General features: G+C 33.5%; 22 protein-coding genes. 7 read left to right on the top strand and 15 right to left on the bottom strand.

Features of this window, described 5'->3' with window-relative positions; translation table 11 throughout:
• Positions 1-29 precede the first annotated feature (29 nt).
• From UH7x_RS17925 to UH7x_RS17905, 5 genes are all read right to left on the bottom strand, one after another.
• Positions 30-2348: a TonB-dependent receptor gene (locus tag UH7x_RS17925; RefSeq protein WP_482361298.1), complete on the bottom strand. Its 2319-nt coding sequence runs from the start codon at positions 2346-2348 to the stop codon at positions 30-32.
• A 217-nt stretch (positions 2349-2565) separates the two neighbouring features.
• Positions 2566-2808, bottom strand: coding sequence for a hypothetical protein (locus UH7x_RS17920; protein ID WP_482361297.1), 243 nt, complete (start codon positions 2806-2808; stop codon positions 2566-2568).
• Positions 2809-3238: 430 nt separating this feature from the next.
• Positions 3239-3949 carry a GTP-binding protein gene (locus UH7x_RS17915; protein WP_482361296.1) on the bottom strand — a complete coding sequence of 237 codons (711 nt, stop codon included), beginning with the start codon at positions 3947-3949 and terminating at the stop codon, positions 3239-3241.
• Between the two features lie 39 nt (positions 3950-3988).
• Entirely contained in the window at positions 3989-4654 is a 666-nt protein-coding gene (gene folE, locus UH7x_RS17910) for a GTP cyclohydrolase I FolE (protein WP_482361295.1), read from the bottom strand.
• Entirely contained in the window at positions 4644-5048 is a 405-nt protein-coding gene (locus tag UH7x_RS17905; protein WP_482361294.1) for a MerC domain-containing protein, read from the bottom strand. The genes folE and UH7x_RS17905 overlap by 11 nt, the downstream gene beginning before the upstream one ends.
• Before the next feature lie 81 nt (positions 5049-5129).
• Between UH7x_RS17905 and UH7x_RS17900 the strand changes: the two genes are divergently transcribed.
• A complete protein-coding gene (locus UH7x_RS17900) occupies positions 5130-5510 on the top strand; it encodes a Fur family transcriptional regulator (protein ID WP_482361293.1) in 381 nt (126 codons plus the stop codon).
• Positions 5511-5570: 60 nt separating this feature from the next.
• Here UH7x_RS17900 and UH7x_RS17895 read toward each other — a convergent pair whose 3' ends face one another.
• Positions 5571-6335 carry a hypothetical protein gene (locus UH7x_RS17895; RefSeq protein ID WP_482361292.1) on the bottom strand — a complete coding sequence of 255 codons (765 nt, stop codon included), beginning with the start codon at positions 6333-6335 and terminating at the stop codon, positions 5571-5573.
• Positions 6336-6438: 103 nt separating this feature from the next.
• A complete protein-coding gene (locus UH7x_RS17890; protein WP_482361291.1) occupies positions 6439-7368 on the bottom strand; it encodes a hypothetical protein in 930 nt (309 codons plus the stop codon).
• Between the two features lie 130 nt (positions 7369-7498).
• Between UH7x_RS17890 and UH7x_RS17885 the strand changes: the two genes are divergently transcribed.
• Entirely contained in the window at positions 7499-9034 is a 1536-nt protein-coding gene (locus UH7x_RS17885) for a 3-keto-disaccharide hydrolase (RefSeq protein WP_482361290.1), read from the top strand.
• 58 nt (positions 9035-9092) lie between these two features.
• On the opposite strand, the gene UH7x_RS17880 is transcribed toward UH7x_RS17885, so the two are convergent.
• The 3 genes from UH7x_RS17880 to UH7x_RS17870 form a co-directional block, all read right to left on the bottom strand.
• The gene (locus UH7x_RS17880) at positions 9093-9965 is read right to left on the bottom strand and encodes a pirin family protein (protein ID WP_482361289.1); all 873 of its coding nucleotides are present in this window, start codon (positions 9963-9965) and stop codon (positions 9093-9095) included.
• A 112-nt stretch (positions 9966-10077) separates the two neighbouring features.
• Positions 10078-10671: a Crp/Fnr family transcriptional regulator gene (locus UH7x_RS17875; RefSeq protein WP_482361288.1), complete on the bottom strand. Its 594-nt coding sequence runs from the start codon at positions 10669-10671 to the stop codon at positions 10078-10080.
• A 114-nt stretch (positions 10672-10785) separates the two neighbouring features.
• Positions 10786-11256 (bottom strand): nucleoside deaminase, encoded by a 471-nt coding sequence (locus UH7x_RS17870; protein WP_482361287.1) that lies wholly within the window; start codon positions 11254-11256, stop codon positions 10786-10788.
• Positions 11257-11429: 173 nt separating this feature from the next.
• On the opposite strand from UH7x_RS17870, the gene UH7x_RS17865 reads away from it, so the two are divergent.
• Entirely contained in the window at positions 11430-12299 is an 870-nt protein-coding gene (locus tag UH7x_RS17865) for a hypothetical protein (protein WP_482361286.1), read from the top strand.
• Between the two features lies 1 nt (position 12300).
• Here UH7x_RS17865 and UH7x_RS17860 read toward each other — a convergent pair whose 3' ends face one another.
• The 3 genes from UH7x_RS17860 to UH7x_RS17850 all read right to left on the bottom strand — a co-directional run bounded on the left by UH7x_RS17860 (position 12301) and on the right by UH7x_RS17850 (position 14489).
• Positions 12301-12954 carry a hypothetical protein gene (locus tag UH7x_RS17860; protein ID WP_482361285.1) on the bottom strand — a complete coding sequence of 218 codons (654 nt, stop codon included), beginning with the start codon at positions 12952-12954 and terminating at the stop codon, positions 12301-12303.
• Between the two features lie 70 nt (positions 12955-13024).
• Positions 13025-13678 carry a hypothetical protein gene (locus UH7x_RS17855; RefSeq protein WP_482361284.1) on the bottom strand — a complete coding sequence of 218 codons (654 nt, stop codon included), beginning with the start codon at positions 13676-13678 and terminating at the stop codon, positions 13025-13027.
• A 352-nt stretch (positions 13679-14030) separates the two neighbouring features.
• Positions 14031-14489: a cold-shock protein gene (locus UH7x_RS17850; RefSeq protein WP_482361283.1), complete on the bottom strand. Its 459-nt coding sequence runs from the start codon at positions 14487-14489 to the stop codon at positions 14031-14033.
• Between the two features lie 258 nt (positions 14490-14747).
• Here UH7x_RS17850 and UH7x_RS17845 point away from each other — a divergent pair, with 258 nt between their 5' ends.
• Both UH7x_RS17845 and thiE read left to right on the top strand, forming a co-directional pair.
• Entirely contained in the window at positions 14748-15650 is a 903-nt protein-coding gene (locus UH7x_RS17845) for a glycoside hydrolase family protein (RefSeq protein ID WP_482361282.1), read from the top strand.
• Between the two features lie 84 nt (positions 15651-15734).
• Positions 15735-16382, top strand: a complete 648-nt coding sequence (gene thiE / locus UH7x_RS17840) for a thiamine phosphate synthase (RefSeq protein WP_482361281.1) — start codon at positions 15735-15737, stop codon at positions 16380-16382.
• On the opposite strand, the gene UH7x_RS17835 is transcribed toward thiE, so the two are convergent.
• Positions 16383-17930: an amidase gene (locus UH7x_RS17835; RefSeq protein WP_482361280.1), complete on the bottom strand. Its 1548-nt coding sequence runs from the start codon at positions 17928-17930 to the stop codon at positions 16383-16385.
• Between the two features lie 205 nt (positions 17931-18135).
• Between UH7x_RS17835 and UH7x_RS17830 the strand changes: the two genes are divergently transcribed.
• Positions 18136-19359 carry an alginate lyase family protein gene (locus UH7x_RS17830; RefSeq protein ID WP_482361279.1) on the top strand — a complete coding sequence of 408 codons (1224 nt, stop codon included), beginning with the start codon at positions 18136-18138 and terminating at the stop codon, positions 19357-19359.
• Positions 19360-19489: 130 nt separating this feature from the next.
• Here the strand turns inward: UH7x_RS17830 and UH7x_RS17825 are convergent, their stop codons facing one another.
• The gene (locus tag UH7x_RS17825) at positions 19490-20500 is read right to left on the bottom strand and encodes an LLM class flavin-dependent oxidoreductase (RefSeq protein ID WP_482361278.1); all 1011 of its coding nucleotides are present in this window, start codon (positions 20498-20500) and stop codon (positions 19490-19492) included.
• Between the two features lie 257 nt (positions 20501-20757).
• Here UH7x_RS17825 and UH7x_RS17820 point away from each other — a divergent pair, with 257 nt between their 5' ends.
• The gene (locus UH7x_RS17820; protein ID WP_482361277.1) at positions 20758-21318 is read left to right on the top strand and encodes a DUF4494 domain-containing protein; all 561 of its coding nucleotides are present in this window, start codon (positions 20758-20760) and stop codon (positions 21316-21318) included.
• The last annotated feature ends 89 nt before the right edge of the window (positions 21319-21407 follow it).

Here is a 21407-nt window from a genome sequence, read left to right as displayed (position 1 = left end):
TTTTAATTTGATTACTTGTTACTAATTATTTAAAAAGGTACTGTTACGGATAATGAGATATTTCTACCAGGTTCTGGAACGTCTATTAGTCTGTAAAAACTGGTATGATTAAAATATTTAGTGTCGAATACGTTATTTAATTTTGCACGAATTTTTAGTGGTAAATTATTTTTAAACACATTTGTTTCTGCTAAAAAAGACATGTTTAATACTTGGTAACCTTCCGTTTTTTCTTCAGGGGGCACAATGTCTTCTTGAGCAGCGGTAATTCTAAAATCTGCTATTACTTGGGGCTTTTTAAAAAATAAAAGTTTATTAAACTCATACTTTGCAGAAAACAATCCAGATAATGGCGGAGAAAATGGTAATGTAAAACCTTCTTTAGCGCCACTGGTTTGTTCCGAGTACACATATTCCAAGGATGCATCCAATTGTAAGTTTTTAGTAATTGTAGTGCTTGCATTAAACTCACCTCCTATTCTAAAAACCTCTGCTTGGGTATACTCGTAAATTTGTATGGTTTCATAATAGCTTGAGGTTGGGTTTAGGTAAATAAAATTTTGAAAAATATTTACAAACGGACTAACACCAACACTAAAAGATTTTTCAGTGTGATCTACGGATAAATCTAGCTGATACGATATTTCTGGGTCTAAGTCTAGATTTCCTTTTTCATAACGGTACATGTGATAGTTTACTCCGTCAGATGCCAATTCGTTAGCTAATGGCATCCTAAAACTTCTACCAACATTTATTTTGTAACTGGTTTTATTTTCGATGTAACTCAAACCTAAAGAAGCACTGAGGCTACCAAAATCTACGTTTTTGTTTTTAGACCTTTGTAGTTTTATATTTGATGTAGAACCATCATTATTGTTTATTGTAGAAGGATACCAATCATAATACGCCTTGGTATCAACCAATCCAAAATCGTAACGTACACCAGCTAAAACATGTAAATTAGTGTTGATTTTGAATTGGTCATAACCAAATATACCAGCCGTAAATCGGTTGTATTCTGGAATTAAAAATCCCCATCCACCAATATTATTATTTTGGTATTCTGTATTTAAACCAACAATTATATCATGTTGGTCATTCGGTTTAAACGCATCTCGAAAATTTAACGAATAGGTGTTTTTTATAAACAATCTTTCTTTGGTATCTGGTGGGGTTGGCATATACCCGTGAGGAACCGGTTCTGAATGTTCTTCCCTGTTATTGTTCTGGTATCCGAAGTCAATATGTAATATATGGTCCCCAGCACTTATAATTGTATTGTTAGTTATTTTGAAGTGATTTACCTTATGATATGGAAGATCAACATCTTTATTTGAACTGTCATAATCTATACTAGAAGTTCGTACCTCTAAACCATGGGCGTTAGCGAAGAACCCATTTTTGGCATTTACATTACTAAATACGGTTTCTGATTTTATTCCTTCTGAAACATAACCAATACTTAAACTAGCATCAGCTTCATTTCCGGCTGTATTTCTTAAATTGTTATCATCTAATTCAAAAACATAATTCTCATAATTTATTCTATCTGCTGGTACTTTATAGTCCCCATAGTCCCTATACGTTAGTCGGCCTCGATAAAACCATTTATCCTTTCTAGACGAAATACCAGCTGAAACACCCAATAAGTCATTGTTGCTTTCTCCTATAATATTTACTTCCCCACCAAAAGAATTGGGGAATGGAATTTTATTGGGCTGTATATCTACGACACCTGCAATAGCATCGGAACCGTATAATAAAGAAGCCGGACCTTTTATGATCTGGATGTTTTCAATACCATGCTGATCTATTTCTAGTCCGTGGTCATTTCCCCATTGTTGTGCTTCGTGCTTTATACCGTTTTGAACCACTGCTACTCTATTAAACCCTAGACCTCTAATAACAGGCTTGGATTGCCCGGATCCTATATTAATAGTGCTAACTCCGGGAATTTTACTCAAGGTCTGCATTAAACTATTTTCCCGATTACTATTGAGAAATTCTTCGGAAACCGTATGCGTAACCACTGGGGTTTCCTTGATTTCTCTTTTTTTTGTTTTTCCGTTAACCTTTACTTCATCTAGAACAGTAGCCGCTTCATTTATATAAACCTTGACACCTTCCATATTTGGTCCAACGTCAACACTTATAGTTTTAGGTTTACAACCAATATGAGATACAGTAAATGTGTATGTTCCTTTAGCCACGTTATTTATGGTAAAAGCACCAGTATCCGATGAAACGGAATGCATCTTTTCCCCTACGATTGTTGCACCAACAGCGGGTGATAAGTCTTTCGCATGTATTACAGACCCTTTTATTTGAAAAGAATCTTGTGCAAACACTGTTGAACACAGACTAAAAAATAGTCCTATGTTTATTATTTTATGAAACATATTGGATACACTAATAAGAATTGAATTGTTATTCTTTACTAAGAATTAAGACAATGGCCATACATTCATAGATGTTGAGAATAAATAGAAATTCTATCTCCCTTAATATTAATGATTATGGAGTTATTTCTGATTCAATCTGCATTGTAGAAAATGTATAGAAAACTTAAAGTGAAAAAGGAGGAGGTCTAGAAAAGAGTTCTCTTGCTAATACTGTATGAGAAACTATATAAGCGTATGAATTAGTTATGGCACGTTCAATAAATAGACGAATGTTTTCAATTTCAAAATCAATTATATCCGAATTAATTGTCGGCGTTAAATTGTTTGTAATAGCATGGTCACAAATAGCACATGATTCCTTCTCATTCTCATCATCTGTATGCGACATAGCATGAAGACCTGCCATTTTCGTAGTTAGAAAAAGAACAAGAAAAAAATAAGTAATATTTCTTTTTATTGGACTAAGCTTCATTAAAATGAAAAATATAGCGCGAATATATTACCTTTTTGTTTATAACGCAACTGAGTTGCAATAGTTATTTAAGTCAAATTACTTTTAGTATAAAAAAGTAAGAAATTATTTATGAAAAGAAATTTAGTTAGACTAAGTAAGACGGATATCTGAGTATAAATATGTTTTTAATATATTCATAATTTAAGACTGAATTGAATTGCTTTTTCTAATACATAAGGTTCACTTCCTGGTCCTATGGTTAATAGTTTTGACCCTGTAATTGGTATTCCTCTAAATGGCCTTACAAACACTTCACCATCTGGTGTTCTTTCAAAATACGTGTGATTTTCTTGGTCCCCAATTTTAGTGCATCCTTTTACTCTTAAAATGCTTTTAGGAAGTTGGTTGCAAATTTCATCAATGCAATTAATATGAGGTAAAGAAGGTAAATCTGTAGAACATGAAGCCAATGAGCTTTTTGATGCTCCATTTTTTCAGCAGTACTAATTATGGGTAAAAGTTCAGGAAGCAGAGAAACGTCTAATTCATCCATGGTTACAATTTTGGCTATAGGGTTTAGTGCTTGCAATTCCATAATTACTATTGCTTGTCTACTTTTTGTTGTCTTTTCTACATGTGTTAATACGAGAAGCGAAGAAACCTGAATTTGATTGGTTTCTAATTCATTATGCTTCGCCCTATTTTGCCAATTTTTAACATCAACCACAGATATTTGGATTGGAGGTAAATATCTATCACTGAGTCCAACGCCAAGAAACTCCATTAAGGAGCACGCATCAGAAGTTCCGTTTGCTTCAATTAAAGTAATTCCATTTTTTCGTTCTGGGATTTTATTTACCGTATATCTAAGTTCCATGATGCCGCTACAACAAATACAACTACCGCTAAGTGCTTTAATGGCCTTTAACTCAACTATATTTGTTAACTGTTGCGCGTCAATATGGGCATTCTCATAATCATTTAGAATAATATAGGGGTCCCAACCTTTGTTAATATAGCTATTGATTAGGAATTTTAACAAGGTAGTTTTTCCCGCACCTAAAAAACCAACTACCGTAATAATTGCTTCCATAATACATTTTTACCTACAATCTTATTTTTCAGGATAACTTTACAACTTTTCTTGTCCGATAATTTTCAAGAACTCATTACGTAGCTCAGGTTTGGAAAAACTTCCACCATATTCCAACGTGGTGGTAAAACTGCTTTGGTCTTTAATTCCTCTAGAGGAAACACAAAGGTGTTTTGCTGTAACAGATACTATAACATCTTTAGTATCCAAAACTTCTTGTAAATCATTTAATATTTGAAGCACCAATCGTTCTTGAACTTGTGGACGGCGTGCATAATAGTCTACTAAACGATTTATCTTCGATAACCCAATAACCTTATCCTTAGGGATATATGCTACATGAGCATGTCCAACTATTGGTAGAAAATGATGCTCACAAGCAGAATCAATATTGATATGCTGTTCTATCAACATTTTTTTATATCCGTATTTATTTTTAAATGTTGAAAGTTTTGGTTTATTCACAGGATTTAATCCGTAAAACAGCTCCTTTACATACATTTTGGCAACACGATAAGGGGTGCCAGATAAACTATCATCTGTTAAATCTAAACCTAACTCTTCCATTATTTTAGAAAAATGACGCTGAATACTTTCTATTTTCTCATTATCACTTTTATCAAAAGCATTAGGTCTCAAAGGAGTTTCTATGCTTGAGGAAAAATGGTTATCCCCATTAATTTCTATTTGTTCCTTATCCTTCATTTACACAACATTTATTAGTAGCACATTTACAGTGTTTTCCGTTGTATAAGTGCAGCCCTACCAAAGCAATGGCTGGTACATAGATAACGGCTTCAGGTAAATGAACTAATTCTAATTTTTCATTTAATATTATTGCTGCTAAAATGGACCAACTTAGCCAAAGTGCAGATGTTATCCATTTAATAGTAGTTGTTTTAGTAGTCCAATAAATTGCCATAAAAGAAATAGCTAAGAAAAAATAATCCATAAACTTCCACCACATAGGCGGACCGTCACAGCACGTTAATGAACCCGCCTGGGCCATAAAAAGAAAAGGAGTGGCAATACAATGAACTAAACACAAGGAACTTGCAAAGCTTCCTAAAATATCGGATTTTTGTTTTATTAAAATCATTATTATTAACGTTATTACAACTGAGTTGCAAATGTAATTATAATATTTGTTATTGCAACAGAGTTGCGTTATCTTTGTTTTATGGGTGTGATTAGGAAAACCAAGGCTGTAGAGGTATTACTTAGTGAGTTCAGCAATAGCACGGTAGCTATTTCTGCAAAAAAACTAATTGAACAACTAGGTAGTACGTTCAATAAAACTACAATTTATCGTGTACTAGATAAGTTGGAGGACGACGGTGTTCTACATTCTTTTCTGGGTAAAGAAGGCCATAAATGGTATGCAAAATGTAATGGGTGTACGGCAGCTGAACATAAGGATTTACACCCTCATTTTCAATGTCTTAGCTGTGGAAGGGTAGATTGTTTAACCGTTAGTGTTGCGTTACCAAAAATACCAAATAGGAAAATAGAATTTTCTCAGTTATTAATTCAGGGTAAATGTGAAGAGTGCCTAGCTTAAGATTTGAAATAAACCTTTGGGTTTTTATGTTCTAAAAAAAGCTCATTTTTGAAATTCAGATTAATGCACTTTTCCTTGATTTAACCAGCGGTGCATAAGTGTTTCGTTATGAGAAATACTTACCAGATGAAACTTAGTAAAACGCTTAAAAACTCTCGATTCTTTTAACTTTTCAATACAAACTGAAACAGGAGAAAAATAGTTGGAATGTATTAAAAATAATTCACCTTCTCTCTTTAAGAGATAACCCACATGCCCCTTGTCAAATCCTATAAAATATAGTCCTTCTGTAGTTATGCTGTCAATTTCTTTTAAGGCTTTCGCGGAAGAATCGTGCTCAACTTTGTTGATTACTGCACCACAACTAATCATTTTAGCCTCATCGAGCGGAGATTTTTGAGCCAATTTATAGCGATTAATATTAATACCCATATCACGTAAAGTGGTTGATATAAAATAACCACATGCTATTTTACCCCGATTAGGCACAGCAGTATGTCCTCCAAAACTCCATGGAGTGCCATACCAATGCGGTATAATTTTATCTACTAATTGATTGGTAAAAGCTGCTTTAATTTTATCTAAAGAAATAGTTCCTGATTGTAGGTCCACTTTTAATTTTAATCGTAGTTGATTAGCATCTATTTTGGTGCTAGAATAAGCATTTGCAATACTATCCGATGGTGTTTTCCGTTCCTTAAAAATGTAAGTTTTGGCAATAGGCATTGGCTTTTTAGCAATAAAAGTATTGGTCGATATCACATCCATATTGGGTGGAATATCACTATTGAATCCCAAAGAAAGTAGTAATGATATAAATAACATATTCTTTTGTAGTTATAGGAATTGGACTCTTTATTTATAACGCTTTAGTTATAAGTAAATTACAATAAATAAGTTAATTATTTAATGTATTGTAGATAATTTACTAGATACTTAGATTAACTGCCCACCAAACTTGATAATCTCTTTGTGCCAAAGGTCTGTAACTTTGAAAACCTTGATCTGCGATTTCAATTCCAATTATTGCATTCTTATCATCACGTACATAACTGATAAAAATAAATGAATGTCCGTAAGGATCTAGCTCGGCAACATTTACTCCTTGTACTACTTGTTCGTAATCGCCTTTTTCCCACCAAACTTGGAGGAGTGCCCCTGGTCTTAACCGACCACTCCAAATTCCTGAAGCATCAATCAAAGTACCCATACCGGCATAAGCAATAGCGCCAGCATTACCTTTGCCTCTATAATCTATTGGTAGACTTTTCCATTCCGGTTTAAGGTCTGAAGCGGAAGCATAAAGTGAATTAAAAGCTTGTTTTGGTGTATAGTATTTTGTGGCCATTCTGGCTGGTAAATCTTGGTAAGGTAAATGACCATGGACTTCTTTGTAAGCCTGTTCAAAACGGCTTTTGCTTATTGATAAACAATGTCCTCCTGGTATCTTATTTTCACTCTTAAGATAATTTTCTACAATTTTATCTGCTACCGGACTTTTTACATTTAAAATATTTGGATTGGCGAACTCAGGAAATGAAATTGCCTTTAAAAGAATTTTTTCCTCCTCCCTTTGCTTATTAATTCGTGATAAAGTATCTAGAATACCAGGTATTATTGCTATTTCTAATGTTGGTTTTTGATGAATACTAACATGATTTTCAAAACGATAATCTTTTATTGCAGTTGCTGTAGTACCCTTTATGCTATGTTCTTGTGCAGTATTTTGATTTGCTTCTAAGGCCCTTGTATGCGCAGCACTTTTTTTGGTTGATGTACAATCTGTAAACAATAAACCTAAAAAAACAACATAAATAAAAGATTTCTTTAACTCTATTTCTCGAGGGATTCTCCGCATTTCTCGGGCTTTTATTCACGCTCTTTACTAAAAGCATATAATAGGCAAATAACGCAATTACAAAGGTAATACTAATGACCGAATTCTAAAAAGTTACCTATATTTCCGTATTAATAAACCACTCAACTTTATGAAAACCAGTTTCTTATTTTTAATAGTAAGTTTAATTTCAATAAACCTCAATGCTCAAGAGGATTATTACTTCTCATCAGTACAAGGAAAAACCAGTAAAACGGATTCCATTATTGTTGATTCTGATCAGCCGAGCGCCATTAAAATTAAAATTGTTGGAGCACAAGCTTCTAATTTTAAACACCTGGCTACCACAATGGGTAGTTGTAAAAATGCGGGAAATTCGATTATAAAATTTAGATTCGAACCAGCTATAGAAGCCAATGGAATTTCTAAAGCTTCTTTAAAGATTAGCGGAAAGGGAATAAAATCTTTTGAAGTTCAACTGCGAGGAATGGGAATTCCTGCCTTGGAAGGTGAAAATGAAGCAACTTTAGCAAGTATTCTAGATGTATTGGATATTGGGACTGATGTAGGCTGGACAACTTTACCGCACCATACTAAACCAGAGTTGCAAGGTGAAGAAATTGAAGCATCACTCTTTAAAAAAGCTACGGCTGGTGCTGTTACAATGACACCAATTGCTCGATACTCCCCTCCTTCCATAATTCCGTTTGGTTATTATTTACCAGCTGCAGAAGGACCAGAATTAAAACAAGTTGGAATATTAGCGAATAGTGAAGTTTTTCATGAGCACCAAGCTTTGTATCCTAAATTGGAATCAGGGACAAATGCTTTTGACCCTAAAGATGAAACTTTTGGATTTTATGTGGTGAGTCACACGCACAATAGTTTTTCTGAAGACATCTGGAATATGATTAATTTTCCAGATCGAGCATCACATGCTACCAGAATATATCCTGTTAAGAATAAAAAAGGTGAACTTATTAAAAACTCCTATTTGGTTTGTTATGAAGAGGCTGCTAATGGAGATTACCAAGATTATGTGTTCCTAGTTGAAAATGTAACTCCAGTTGAAACGAATTCACTTTTTACCGTTTTGTTACAACCTAACGATTTTAAGGGATGGGATAAATTTTTAGAAACGAAAGGTTTAAATAATGACCCTGAGAATATCTTTAGTGTAAAAGACGGAATCTTAAAAGTAGTAGGAAAAGAAATGGGGTATATTATTACCGATAAAGTATATAAAAACTATCATTTAAAATTGCAATTTAAATGGGGAGAACAACGGTGGCCACCGCGTTTAGATGTTAAAAGAGATAGTGGAATTTGTTACCATATTCCTGAGGATGAAGAAAATAAAATATGGCCCCATTCTGTTGAATGTCAAATTCAGGAAGGTGACACTGGAGATTTTTGGTTAATTGGTCATAGTACAATAGAAGTTGATGGCAAACAAAATGAACCTCGTGATTATTCTAGCATGGTAAAATCGAAGGATAATGAACTCCCCAAAGGCGAATGGAATACTGTTGAAGTATTATCTTTTAATGGCACTTGTGTACACATTGTAAATGGAGAGGCAGTAAATTATGGAACCAATGCTAGTCTTAAAAAAGGTAAAATTTTATTACAGTCAGAATTTGCTGAAATCTACTATAAAGATGTAGAAATTCGGGAATTCAATTAATCTAAGTTTAAGGTTTAATAAAAAAGCAGCTCGTTTAGAGCTGCTTTTTTCATTTTATTTATGCTTCTAAATACCCAAATTTACCTGTATTAAAATCTTCAAAAGCTTCCATTAATTCTTCTCTTGTGTTCATAACAAAAGGACCTTGGGCCGTTATGGGTTCGTTTAAAGGTTCGCCACTTAGAACTAAAATAGTAGCATCCGTTTTTCCCTCAATGGTAAATGTATCGCCATCATTACCAAACATTACAAAATGGTCTTGCGGAGCGTCAGCGCTTTCATTAATTCTTGCATCACCCTCCACCATTACTAAGGCTGTAGTATAGTGGACTGGAAATTTCAATTGAGTTTTTTTTCCTTTATTAAGACGAACATTAAACATATTTATAGGAGAAAAGGTTGAGGCTGGTCCCTTTTTACCATAATATTCTCCAGCTATAACTTCAATTTCCCCATTTCCTTCTGGTAATACTATTTTAAGTATATCTTGGTTAGGAATTGCTTGGTATTTTGGAGGACTCATTTTATCCTTTGCTGGTAAGTTTACCCATAATTGCACCATTTGAAATTCACCTCCTTTTTTACTCCATTCCGTCTCATGAAATTCTTTATGTAATACACCAGATGCGGCTGTCATCCATTGTACGTCACCTTCTCCGATTATTCCACCTCCTCCGGCACTGTCACCATGTTCAATCCTGCCTTTATATGCTATAGTCACAGTTTCAAACCCACGATGCGGATGTACACCAACACCTTTGGGAGTATCGGTGGGCGGGAAATTAAATTTTGAATTATAATCCATCATAATAAATGGATCCATACGCTTCATTGATGATGTACCTGGTATAAAATTATGGACTCTAAAACCATCACCTACAAAATGAGGAGTTCCTGGTGGTGTTATTCTCTCTATGCTTCTTGTTTTCATTATATTGTCTTTTAAAATTGATTTACGCACTTTTTGGATTCTTTTAATACTGTAAAACTACGACGGCAATAAATGGTGTGCATTGACCTATGATAAGAAGTGAATTCCTCTTCTAAGCCTTAAAGTTTTCCTTAGCAAGTGACTTTCGAACACGACTTAAACTTTCTGGTGTTATCCCTAAGTACGAGGCTATCATCCATTGTGGTACACGAAGCATAATATCTGGATACATCTTTACGAAGTCTAAATAACGAACTTTAGCAGATGCGCCTATTAATAAACTAATACGATTATACAAATGACGAATATGATTTTGTAGCAAGATTTCATTTTGCTTTCTGAAATTAGGATTAATTCGTGCTACTTCATTCACAAATTGCTCATCCAGCATAACTGTTAGAGTGTCCTCTATTGCGTCAATATAAAAAGTAGAAGGTACGTGATAGAATACGCTTCCACGATCACTTACAATCCAGTTTTCCGTGGCAAATTGTAATATGTTTTCTTTGCCTTCATCATTTAATGCATAAAAACGCAATACACCTTGTTCAACAAAGAAGAAATGCGAGCAAATATCTCCTTGCGCTAACAGAAATTCGTTTTGGTTAACTTTTTTTGTTTGAATAAAAGGTACTACCAGATTATAATCGGCCTCAGATAATCCACCTTTTTCAATAAGATATTTTTTAAAGTTTGGAAGTGTCATGTTCTTATAAAGATAAAGAGAATCTAAAATAGTTTTGTTTTCAATTATTACCTTTTTCCTCTAATTTTATAAGGATGAATTAGCTACCATAATCTTTGCAATTTGGCTTTTAAACTAATACACCGTTTTATCTATTTTTTTAGTCCATTCTTGAAATGGTTTAATGGCTACTTCAGGTAATAATTGCTCAAAAGGGATACTTCTTTTATCATATGGCAAAGGAATTTCCTTGTAGATAAAGGCATCATCAAAACCAATATTGGCGGCGTCTGCTTGGTTACTTCCATAGTATACTTTATCTGGTCTTGCCCAATAAATAGCACCTAAGCACATAGGACAAGGTTCACATGAAGTATAAATTTCGCATCCTTCTAATTGAAATGAATTTAAATTTTTACATGCATCTCTAATAGCGGTAACCTCTGCATGTGCAGTTGGGTCGTTTGTTGATGTAACTTTATTATTTCCACGTCCAACAATTTCTCCGTCTTTAACAATTACACAACCAAAAGGCCCTCCCTCATTGTTTTGCATTCCTTTTAATGCTGCATTCACAGCTTCTTGCATAAACTTTTCTCTATTCATTTTAATCTAATTTTAACCTTCTACAAATTTACAAAGTATAACTTTGAACTATTGAAAATAAAGTGGTATTACATTACTACTAATTTTCTGAAATCTTATAGGATTATTTACGCTGTGAGTATATTGATTGAGTGAAAAATTTCACTACTTAATTGTTTAAATTTTAAATGAGTATGATTTTAGTTCGGCGCTTTCTAATGGTATTTTATATTATAACGCAAGTTAATTGCCAAGAGACGGGTAAACTGAATGTGATTGCAGACATGCCGAGTAGTCTGAAAGAAAGCTCAGGTATGGCTACTTATGACCAAAAAGCTGTATGGGTTGTTGAAGATAGCGGAAATCATGACAAAATTTATAAAGTAGACTTCAAAGGTGATATAAAAAAGGAATTAGAAGTTAAAAATGGAAAAAACCATGATTGGGAAGATTTGACTACGGATGTAAAAGGGAATCTTTACATTGGTGATTTTGGTAATAATAATAGTGACCGTAAAGATTTGGTTATTTACAAATTGCCCAATCCTGAAACGGAAAAAGGAGACAAAATTACTGCGGAGAAAATAGAATTTAGTTATCCTAATCAGGATAAGTTTCCACCAAAAAAGTCAAAATTGTACTTTGATGCAGAGGCCTTTTTTCATTGGAATGGTTTACTATATATCATCACAAAAAATCGAAGTCGCCCATATGATGGAAAAGCCTATCTATATAGTGTGCCAGATAAGGAAGGCCAATATGAGGCCAATCTTTTAGGAGAATGGATTATATGCTTAGATCAAGATATTTGCTCGGTAACTTCTGCGGATATTTCTTCTGATGGTAAAACTATTGCTGTACTAAGTAACGGTTTAGTTTGGCTAATTACGAATTTTGAATTTGATGACTTTTCAAAAGGAAATATTCGTCAAATTGACTTAGGTATTCGTACACAATTAGAATCCGTTTGTTTTTCTGATGACACCACTTTAATAATCTCCGATGAGCGTTCACATCATGAAGGCGGTAATATTTACAAATATGCTATTAAAAAGGCTTTATGAGTTATTCGTAGGCTGTATAGGTTATAACTAAATTATCGGAGTGGTTATTTACATTAACTGTAAATCCGTCTGTAGTAAAGGCAGTAAGAATTGCTGTAGTAAGACCTACTTGGTCGCCATTTTGGTTGCCATAACGAACCCCAATACATTCTCCGTCATCTGCATATCGAGAAATATCATTTATGGAATTACCATTACCGCCCACATAAATCACTTGCTGATTAATGGTGCCATTGTCATTTCTGGCATAACCATTCATAGTACCAAATGAATTTTGTAAAGTATTATTATTGTTCCCAACAGCGTTGTCTGAATTAATTGTTGTTGTTTCAATATTGGGATGCCCTGAAAATACGACGGCTTTGGGTTCAAATGGAAGACCAGAAATTGTTTGTGAACCAGTACCATTAATAATGAAATGTCCTGGATAACTAGTTCGACCAGATTTGAATTGTGTCCATGCAGTTCCATCAAAAAAATACATTTTATTTACAGTCGTATTATAAACAAATGAACCCATTATTGGACTGGTTATATTGTTCATTTCCGTAGTAGTTACTTCATGAATTTTAACTAATTCGTTAGCTTGAGGAACTTGTGCTTTTAACGAGAATATTGTTGAAATTAAGAATGCTAAATAGAAAATAGGCCTCATATATATTGTTTAAATCAATTGTATTAATATTCGCTACGGTCCGACATTGCCTAGTTATGAATCATAATAACTATTCATACGCAGTGAACATTACTACTAAATTATCTGTATAGTTATTAACATTTATGGTAAATCCGTCTGATGTAAATCCTGTAAGAATTGCTGTGGTTAGTCCAAGATTATCACCATTGAAATTTGCATACCGAACACCTATGCATTCTCCAGAATTAGCATATCTAGATATATCATTGATTGAAGATGCGTTACCACCAACAAAGGTTACTTGTTGATTAATTGATCCATTATCATTTCTAGAATAACCATTCATTGTACCAAAAGTGTTTACTGTTGTATTACTATTATTTCCAACTCCATTATCCGAATTTATAGTTGTCGTTTGAATATTTGGATGACCTGAAAATATAATATAACTGGGTTTAAAAGGCAGACCAGATATGGTTTGAGAGCCAGTATTGTTTATTATAAAATGCCCTGGATATGCAGTTTTACCGGTAGTCATTTCGACCCATTCAGTACCATTATAGATAAACATTTTATTAAGTGAGGTATTGTACGAAAATGAACCAATAAGCGGACTTGAAATACTATTCATTTCAGTAGTTGTCACTTCATGTATTTTAACCAATTGATTAGCTTCCGGAGCCTGAGCTTGAAATGAATTTGTGAAACCAATTAAAAAAACAAAGAAGAGAATAATCCTCATGAATATAAATCATTAGAATCAACCTGAATGAGATTGATAAGTATATTTCAAATATCGGTTATAACTATGGAAAAGGGAAATTTGAGTGTGCAAGTAAATGCTTATGTGGTGTAAGAAAAGTATAGGTAATTATGATTAGCGCTAGCATAAATAAACTGTTTATTCGTTTAGGTTTTAGTAAGACTATTTTGAATAAAAGCTATAAAATGTTTTTATAATTTGGGCTAACCATCCTATTTTTTTATTTCTAATAATTAGACATAAAAAAACAGCACCAATTGTTTTGGTACTGTTATATATAAATTTGTAAATCTTATTGTTGGAGTGATATTAGCCTAATAAGCTAATACTATTATTGTAATTTAACTCTTACTGCGTTTAAGCCTTTCATTCCTTTTTCAAGTTCAAAAGAAACTTTATCGTTTTCGGCAATCTCATCAATTAAACCACTTACATGAGTAAAGTATTTTTCTGAATCTTCAGCATCAATAATAAAACCAAATCCTTTAGAAGAATCGAAAAAAGAAACTGTTCCTTTTCTAATTGGGTCGATTTCTTCAATATCTTCAGCTAATGTTTTAGGAACACTAATAGCAATATCTTCAACATCAATTTCAACTTTTAAAGACGGATCTGGAGGAGTATCTGTTAAATTACCATTATAATCTACATAGGCGAATTGAATACCTTTTTTGTCAGACTCCTTAGCTTTTGCTTTACGAGCCTCCATCTTCTTTCTCTTCTCTTCACGTTTTTTTAAACGTTTTTTCTCTTTTTCTGTTTTATTAAATGTTTGTTGAGATTTAGCCATTATTTTATTTAAGGGTACGTTTTAATTATCTTGCAAGATATAATTTTTTCAATCATATTCACCTATTTGGCAGCATAAACTGTACCAGATGGTGAAATATTTGAATAAATGTTATAAAAATTAAAACCATCAATACTTTTGAAGGACTTTAGTACCTTCAAGGTTAAGAATAGTATGTAACTTAAATATTCGATTTTAATGAAATTATATTGTATATCGCTTAGTGCACTACTTCTATTTTGTAGCTGTCAAACCAATATGAAAAAAGAAGTTAAAACAAACGCAGTAACTACAAATGAAGTGATTGAAGTAGAACCAATTCCCTTTCCTGAAGAATTGGTGAAATTCAAGAGTTATTCAGAAAATCCTGTTTTTAAAGGAACAGGTGAATCTACTTGGGATAAAAATATACGTGAACGTGGTTATATTTTAAAAGAAGGTGAAACCTACCACATGTGGTACACGGGCTTAAGTACTGAAAAAGTACCATTAGCTTTAGGTTATGCTACTTCTAAGGATGGTATTTCTTGGGAGCGATATAGCGACAAACCAATTTTTAATGAAAGTTGGACAGAAGACATGATGGTCATTAAAGTAAATGATGCCTATCACATGTTTGCTGAAGGGAAAGGTGATATTGCACACCGGCTTAGTTCTAAAGATCGTATAAATTGGGAAGACCATGGTTCTTTAGATATCAGGACAACTAATGGTGAACCATTAAGTGAAGGTGCTTATGGAACACCAACTGTATGGAGAGAAAATAATTTGTGGTATTTGTTTTACGAACGGGGTGATTTAGGTATTTGGTTGGCGACATCTGAGGACTTAAATATTTGGGCTAATGTACAGGATGACCCTGTAATTGAGATGGGGCCGGAAGCTTATGATAAATACGGGGTTGCCGTAAACCAAATAATAAAATATAAAGGATGGTATTACGCCTATTATCATAGTACTGCTTTTGAAGATTGGCATGAGTGGTCTATGAATATTGCCGCTTCTAAAGACCTTATAAATTGGACTAAATACAGTGAAAATCCAATTATGGGTGAGAATAGATCTAGTGGTATATTGGTTCCTGATGGTGATAAATTTCGATTTTATACCATGCATGATAAAGTGGAGGTACACTTTCCATTAATGAAAACTACTAAATAGTTCGCCAACTATAGTGGGCTTTGTATTTCAATTTGGGTTCGTTCTATAAGGCATATATTTGCCAACTTATAGCTATGTTTATTTATGATTATTCCTAAACTGCATTATATTACTCAAGGAGATACACCAAAAGTGGTACTAGATAATATTCAAAAAGCATGTACTTCTGGAGCGGAATTGGTTCAACTGCGATTAAAAAATGTTTCAGAGAAAAAAGTATTAAAAGTGGCTATAGCTGCTAGAGAAATTACCGCTCATTTTCAGACTAGATTGATTATAAATGATTATTATAAAATTACCAAAACGGTAAAAGCTGATGGTGTACATCTTGGAAAAACAGACAGCAGCCCTACCCTAGCACGAAAAAACTTATATACTTGGCAAATGATTGGTGGTACAGCTAATACATTGCAAGATTGCGAAAGTTTGCTAAATAAGGCCATAGATTATATTAGTTTAGGTCCTTTTAGGTTTACCAGTACTAAAGCGAATATACCCGCTGTTTTAGGATTAAATGGCTACACTGCAATAATTGATGCTTTACAAACCGAAACACCAATTCTTGGTGTTGGAGGTATAACTACGGCCGATGTTGAAGACCTTTTAAAAACTGGAGTATCTGGAATAGCAGTTTCGGCTGCAATTACACGCGATTTTAATTCTATAAAAACTTTTAATGAACTTCTGCGAGCATCTTCTACCGAAGAACAACGTTATTCGTTTAAACCATAATTAATCATTATAATTTGATGGTGGCTTTCTGTGTTTCGTACCTTGTTCGTAAGAATAAGAAAGTTTAATTAAGATTGGTTCATCATACATTCTTCCTAAAAATTGGAGTCCCGCAGGTAGATTTTCACTTGTAAACCCCATTGGCACCGTAAATGCTGGCTGACCAGTATGCGGGCTAATTACTTGATTGTTATCACCTTTATATTCTTCTTCAAATAAATTTATATGAGCTGGTTGATTATTCCATGTAGGATAAACAATTGCATCTAATTTTAGGGAATCCATCATATTTTCTATGGCTTCTCTAAAAGCAATTCGTCTGGTATCTGAATACGCATCCAAACACGGTATTTCAGAATCTTCCCATCTTCCACTATGTGCTGCATTACGTTTTACACGCTCGCCTGCCCATTCAGAATTACTACCTATTCGTATAATATCTTCTATGGTTTTTACCGTATCGTTTTTTACATAAGTGTTTAGAAAAGTTTCTACATCTTCTGTAAAAGTTGCGCACCATTGATTTTGTCTTAATTCATTAAAACCCAGAACCGTTAATGGATCAATTATAGTAGCTCCCAACGAATCTAAATCAGAAACCGCCTGCTCAAATAAGTTTTTAATTTCGGAATCCGGATTATCATCACTTAATTCCCTTAAAACCCCTATACGTGCTCCTTCTAATCCGTTTTTTTTGAGAAATTGACTATAGTTTACTGGGATCTTTCCATTTGAATTTTTAGTAATTGAATCTTCTGAATCGTATCCAGCGATTACCTCCAATATTCTGGTTGCATCTTCCACTGTTCTACCCATTGGACCTACAACATCATTTCTTAAATACAACGGTACAATTGCGCTTCTACTTACAAGGCCTAAGGTAGTACGGAAACCAACTAATGAACAATGAGAAGAGGGTCCACGAATAGAATTTCCAGTATCTGTCCCAAGGCCGATTGTTCCAAAATTACTAGCAACAGCGGCAGCGGTTCCACCACTTGAACCTGCTGGAACATAGGCGGTGTTGTAAGGATTTCTAGTCGTACCGGCGGTTGAGCTTTCTGTATGCATGGGACTAAAAGCCCACTCTGCCATATTAGATTTCGCGATTACAATGGCTCCAGCAGCTATAAGTTTTTTGATGATAAATGCATCCTCTTCAGGAATAAAGTTCGCTAGCGCTAAAGCCCCTGCTGTTGTTGGTAAACCTGCTGTATTGATATTATCTTTTACGATAATTGGAATACCATGTAACGGACGAAGTTTACCTGTTTTTTGATATTCTTTATCAAGTGATTCTGCAATGGCAATTGCCTTCGGATTTATTGTAGTAATAGAATTTAAAGTACTATCGAGCGTATTTATTCGATTTAAATATGCCAGAACCAATTGAACACTGTTATAATCACTTTGTTCATAGGCCTTATGTATTTCTGAGATAGTTAACTCAGTAACATCAATTGTTTCGCTAGATGCTGATTTTTCTTTACAGGCACTAAAAATCAATAGTAGTACAAGTATTGAGTAAATATTTTTAGTAGAAATCATAAGCTGGTTTTGATACAAGTATTCTTATAATAGTATAATATCAAGTATTAATTAGCGTCAAAATAGTAATAAGTAATTTCTTTAACATACATTAAACTTTATTTCTTTAAACAAATATTAAATGCGTAATTAAACAGATTTATTTTAAGAAATAATGAATGGGTATTTAATATTTTTACGATAAATCGCCAAACAAGTAATATATATGAAATATGCAATAAAGCCAATACTATACTTCGTAATTTTTATATGCGCTATTAGTGCCTATGCTCATACAAATCCATATATACGTCTCGATTCAACGCGATTATCACTATCAAAAAGAATGATTGAGAATGGAACCGCATCCAAGGAAACAATTGCGGCATATCTAAAATTAATAGAGGATGCAGATAAGTTACTTTATGGCAAAATGCCTACGGTAATGGATAAAAGTATTTTACCACCCACAAATAATAAACATGATTATTTAAGTATTAGTAGATATTGGTGGCCAAATCCAAATACTAAAGATGGTTTACCATGGGTGCGACATGATGGTAAAACTAACCCCGATACACAAACGGATGCTGTTGATCGGAAAAGATTAGGTTTTATGGGGAAAAGTATATGGAAACTTAGTTTGGCATATTTTTTTACCGATAATGAAAAATATGCCAAACGAGCGGTTAATATGATTCATACATGGTTCATTAATCCAGAAACTTTAATGAATCCACATTTAGAATTTGCACAGAGTGTTCCCGGAAATCCTAATAAAAGACCTTATGGGATTTTAGATGGAAGATCCATCGTAATTAATATTCCTGATGCCATAAACTTACTTTCTGAATCAAATCATTGGAACAAAGCATATGAAAAAAAAATGATGCGATGGTTCTCAGATTATTTAAAGTGGCTTACGAAAAGTGAAATCGGAATTGAAGGAAGTTTACTGAAGAACAATCATGGCTCGTGGTATAAATATCAGGTAGCCTCTTTAGCTTATTACTTGGGTAAATTAGAGCTAACAAAGAATACAGTAGAATTGGCTCAAAATAGTTTGGATGATATGCTTAATAATGTGGGAGGACAAATACATGAATTAGCAAGAACTAGATCATTTTTTTATAGTTGCTTTAATTTGCAAGCACTCTCTTCTATTGCAGAGCTGGGAGATAAAGTGGGCATGGATATGTGGTACTATGAATCTAAGAACAAAAAAAGTTTATCATTGGCCCTAAGTTATTTAACGCCAGTTGTTAATGGTGAAGAATGGAAATTTGAAACTTTAAAACCCGTTGATGTTACAAGTTTAGTGCCAATTATTTCGAAATTAGTTTATAAATATAAGATGCAAGAGCATAAAGACTTATTGTCTAAAATTATTAAAAAAAATAAAAGAAATGAAAGTTTGGAAGAGTATTGGTTGCTAAATAGCAATTATTAGTTCTATATTCATACTTATTGTTTTTGTTGCTGTTTTGACCATAAAAACAGTTTCTTCTGTACTTTGGCTAAGTATAATTTTTATGTTATTTGGTAAAATCTATTACAACACTAAAAAACGCTTTATACTGTTATTTTTGGTTTAACTCCTTCATGATTTCTGCAAATAACTCATAAGAACGTATTCTATCTTTTACATCATAAATATTAGTTACCGCAATAAGCTCATCAGCCTTTGTCTGTTCCATAAATGACTTAACCTGTTTCTTTACCGTGGCCTTGCTACCAATAAAAGAATATTTCAGCATTTGATGAACCTGAGGATTTTGCATAATTTCCTTAAGGTCAGCTGTCATAGCAGTCGGCGGTTGTACTAATTCTCTTTTTCCTGTAAAAATGCCAACAATTAATCGAATTAAAGATGTCGCTATGCGTTCTGCTTCCTCATCGGTGTCGGCGATAATAATGTTTACACCCACCATAACATATGGTTTTTCTAATTTACTAGATGGGTGAAATTCTTCACGGTATATTTTTAATGCATCATTTAAACGGGTTGTCGCAAAATGACTGGCAAATGCATACGGTAGTCCTTTTTTTGCTGCTAAATGTGCACTATCTGTACTTGAGCCTAAAATATAAATTGGCACCGCTACACCTTCCGCTACAGTAGCACGTACCTTAGCTATTGCATTATTTTTAGAGAAATACCTTTCTATCTTTTCTAGTTCTAAAGGAAAAGATTGTGCCGCCTGCATAAAATCGGATCGTATGGCTTGTGCAGTTTCTCTATCAGTACCTGGAGCACGTCCTAAACCCAAATCAATTCTATCTGGATATAATGATCCGAGTGTTCCAAATTGTTCTGCAATTATTAAAGGTGAATGGTTCGGTAACATTATGCCACCTGAACCAATTCTTAGCGTTTTAGTTCCTTCAGCAACATTCCCTATTAATACGGCGGTAGCACTACTACCAATGTTGGATGCATTATGGTGTTCTGCCAACCAATAACGTGTATAGCCATATTCTTCGGCATGTTGGGCTAACTTTGTGACATTATTAAATGTTTCCTTAAGTGTATGGCCTTCAGAAACCAATGCCAGTTCTAAAATGGAATAAGCTGTTAATTGTTTACTCATATTTTAAAAAGTAAAAGATGACACTTGTATTCATATTCTAAGGATAACACTTTACAAAGAACAAAGTTACGTAACTCAACAAATATTAATAGGTTTTAGTTACTTTGAAAAAGTATAATTCTTTCTTAAAAAACACCTAACTCCCTCAGGCTAAAAGCGATATAAATTTCGCAGTAAAATTGTGAATATCTATTCTAAATTTCGACTTTTTAGGCTAAAGCTAAACTCTATATTTGGCATCCCTAAAACAAAATATAATGAGTGCAACGTGGTACGAGTGTAAAGTAAAATATAGAAAACTTGATGAAACATCTGGAACACAAAAGGTGAAAACAGAACCATTTTTGGTGGATGCAATTTCTTACACAGAAGCAGAAAGTAGAATAACTGAAGAAATGTCGGTGTATTTAAGTGATAGTGAAGAAATTAAGATCACAAATATTAAGGTAGCTAATTATGCTGAAATTCACCCCTTTGAGAATTCTGACAGATGGTTTAAGTCTAAAGTATCTTTAATTGCTTTTGATGAAGAAAGTGGTAAAGAGCGTAAAACTAATATGTATCTATTAGTTCAAGCTAATGATGTAAAGGAGGCTTATGACAATACAATTGGTGTAATGAAAGGTACTATGGGAGATTATACAGTTCCGGCTATTTCGGAATCTCCTATTATGGATGTATTCCCATATTTTTCTGGTGAAGAAGATGAAATGCAACGTTTAAAAGAATTTACAGCCATAAAGGATTCTTTGCCCGTAAATAATGAAATGGATGAAAAGTTAGAAATGGCAGATGTTCTAGCTGCTGAAGAGGAATAAAACTTATGTTTTTATAATAAAAGAGGCTGACCAATAATTATTAGATAGCCTCTTTTATTTTTTATAATTCTGCAGACTAAGTCCTTTAA

The sequence above is a fragment of the Aurantibacter sp. UH7 genome, assembly GCF_056839165.1.
This window is presented reverse-complemented; position numbering and strand designations above follow the sequence as displayed.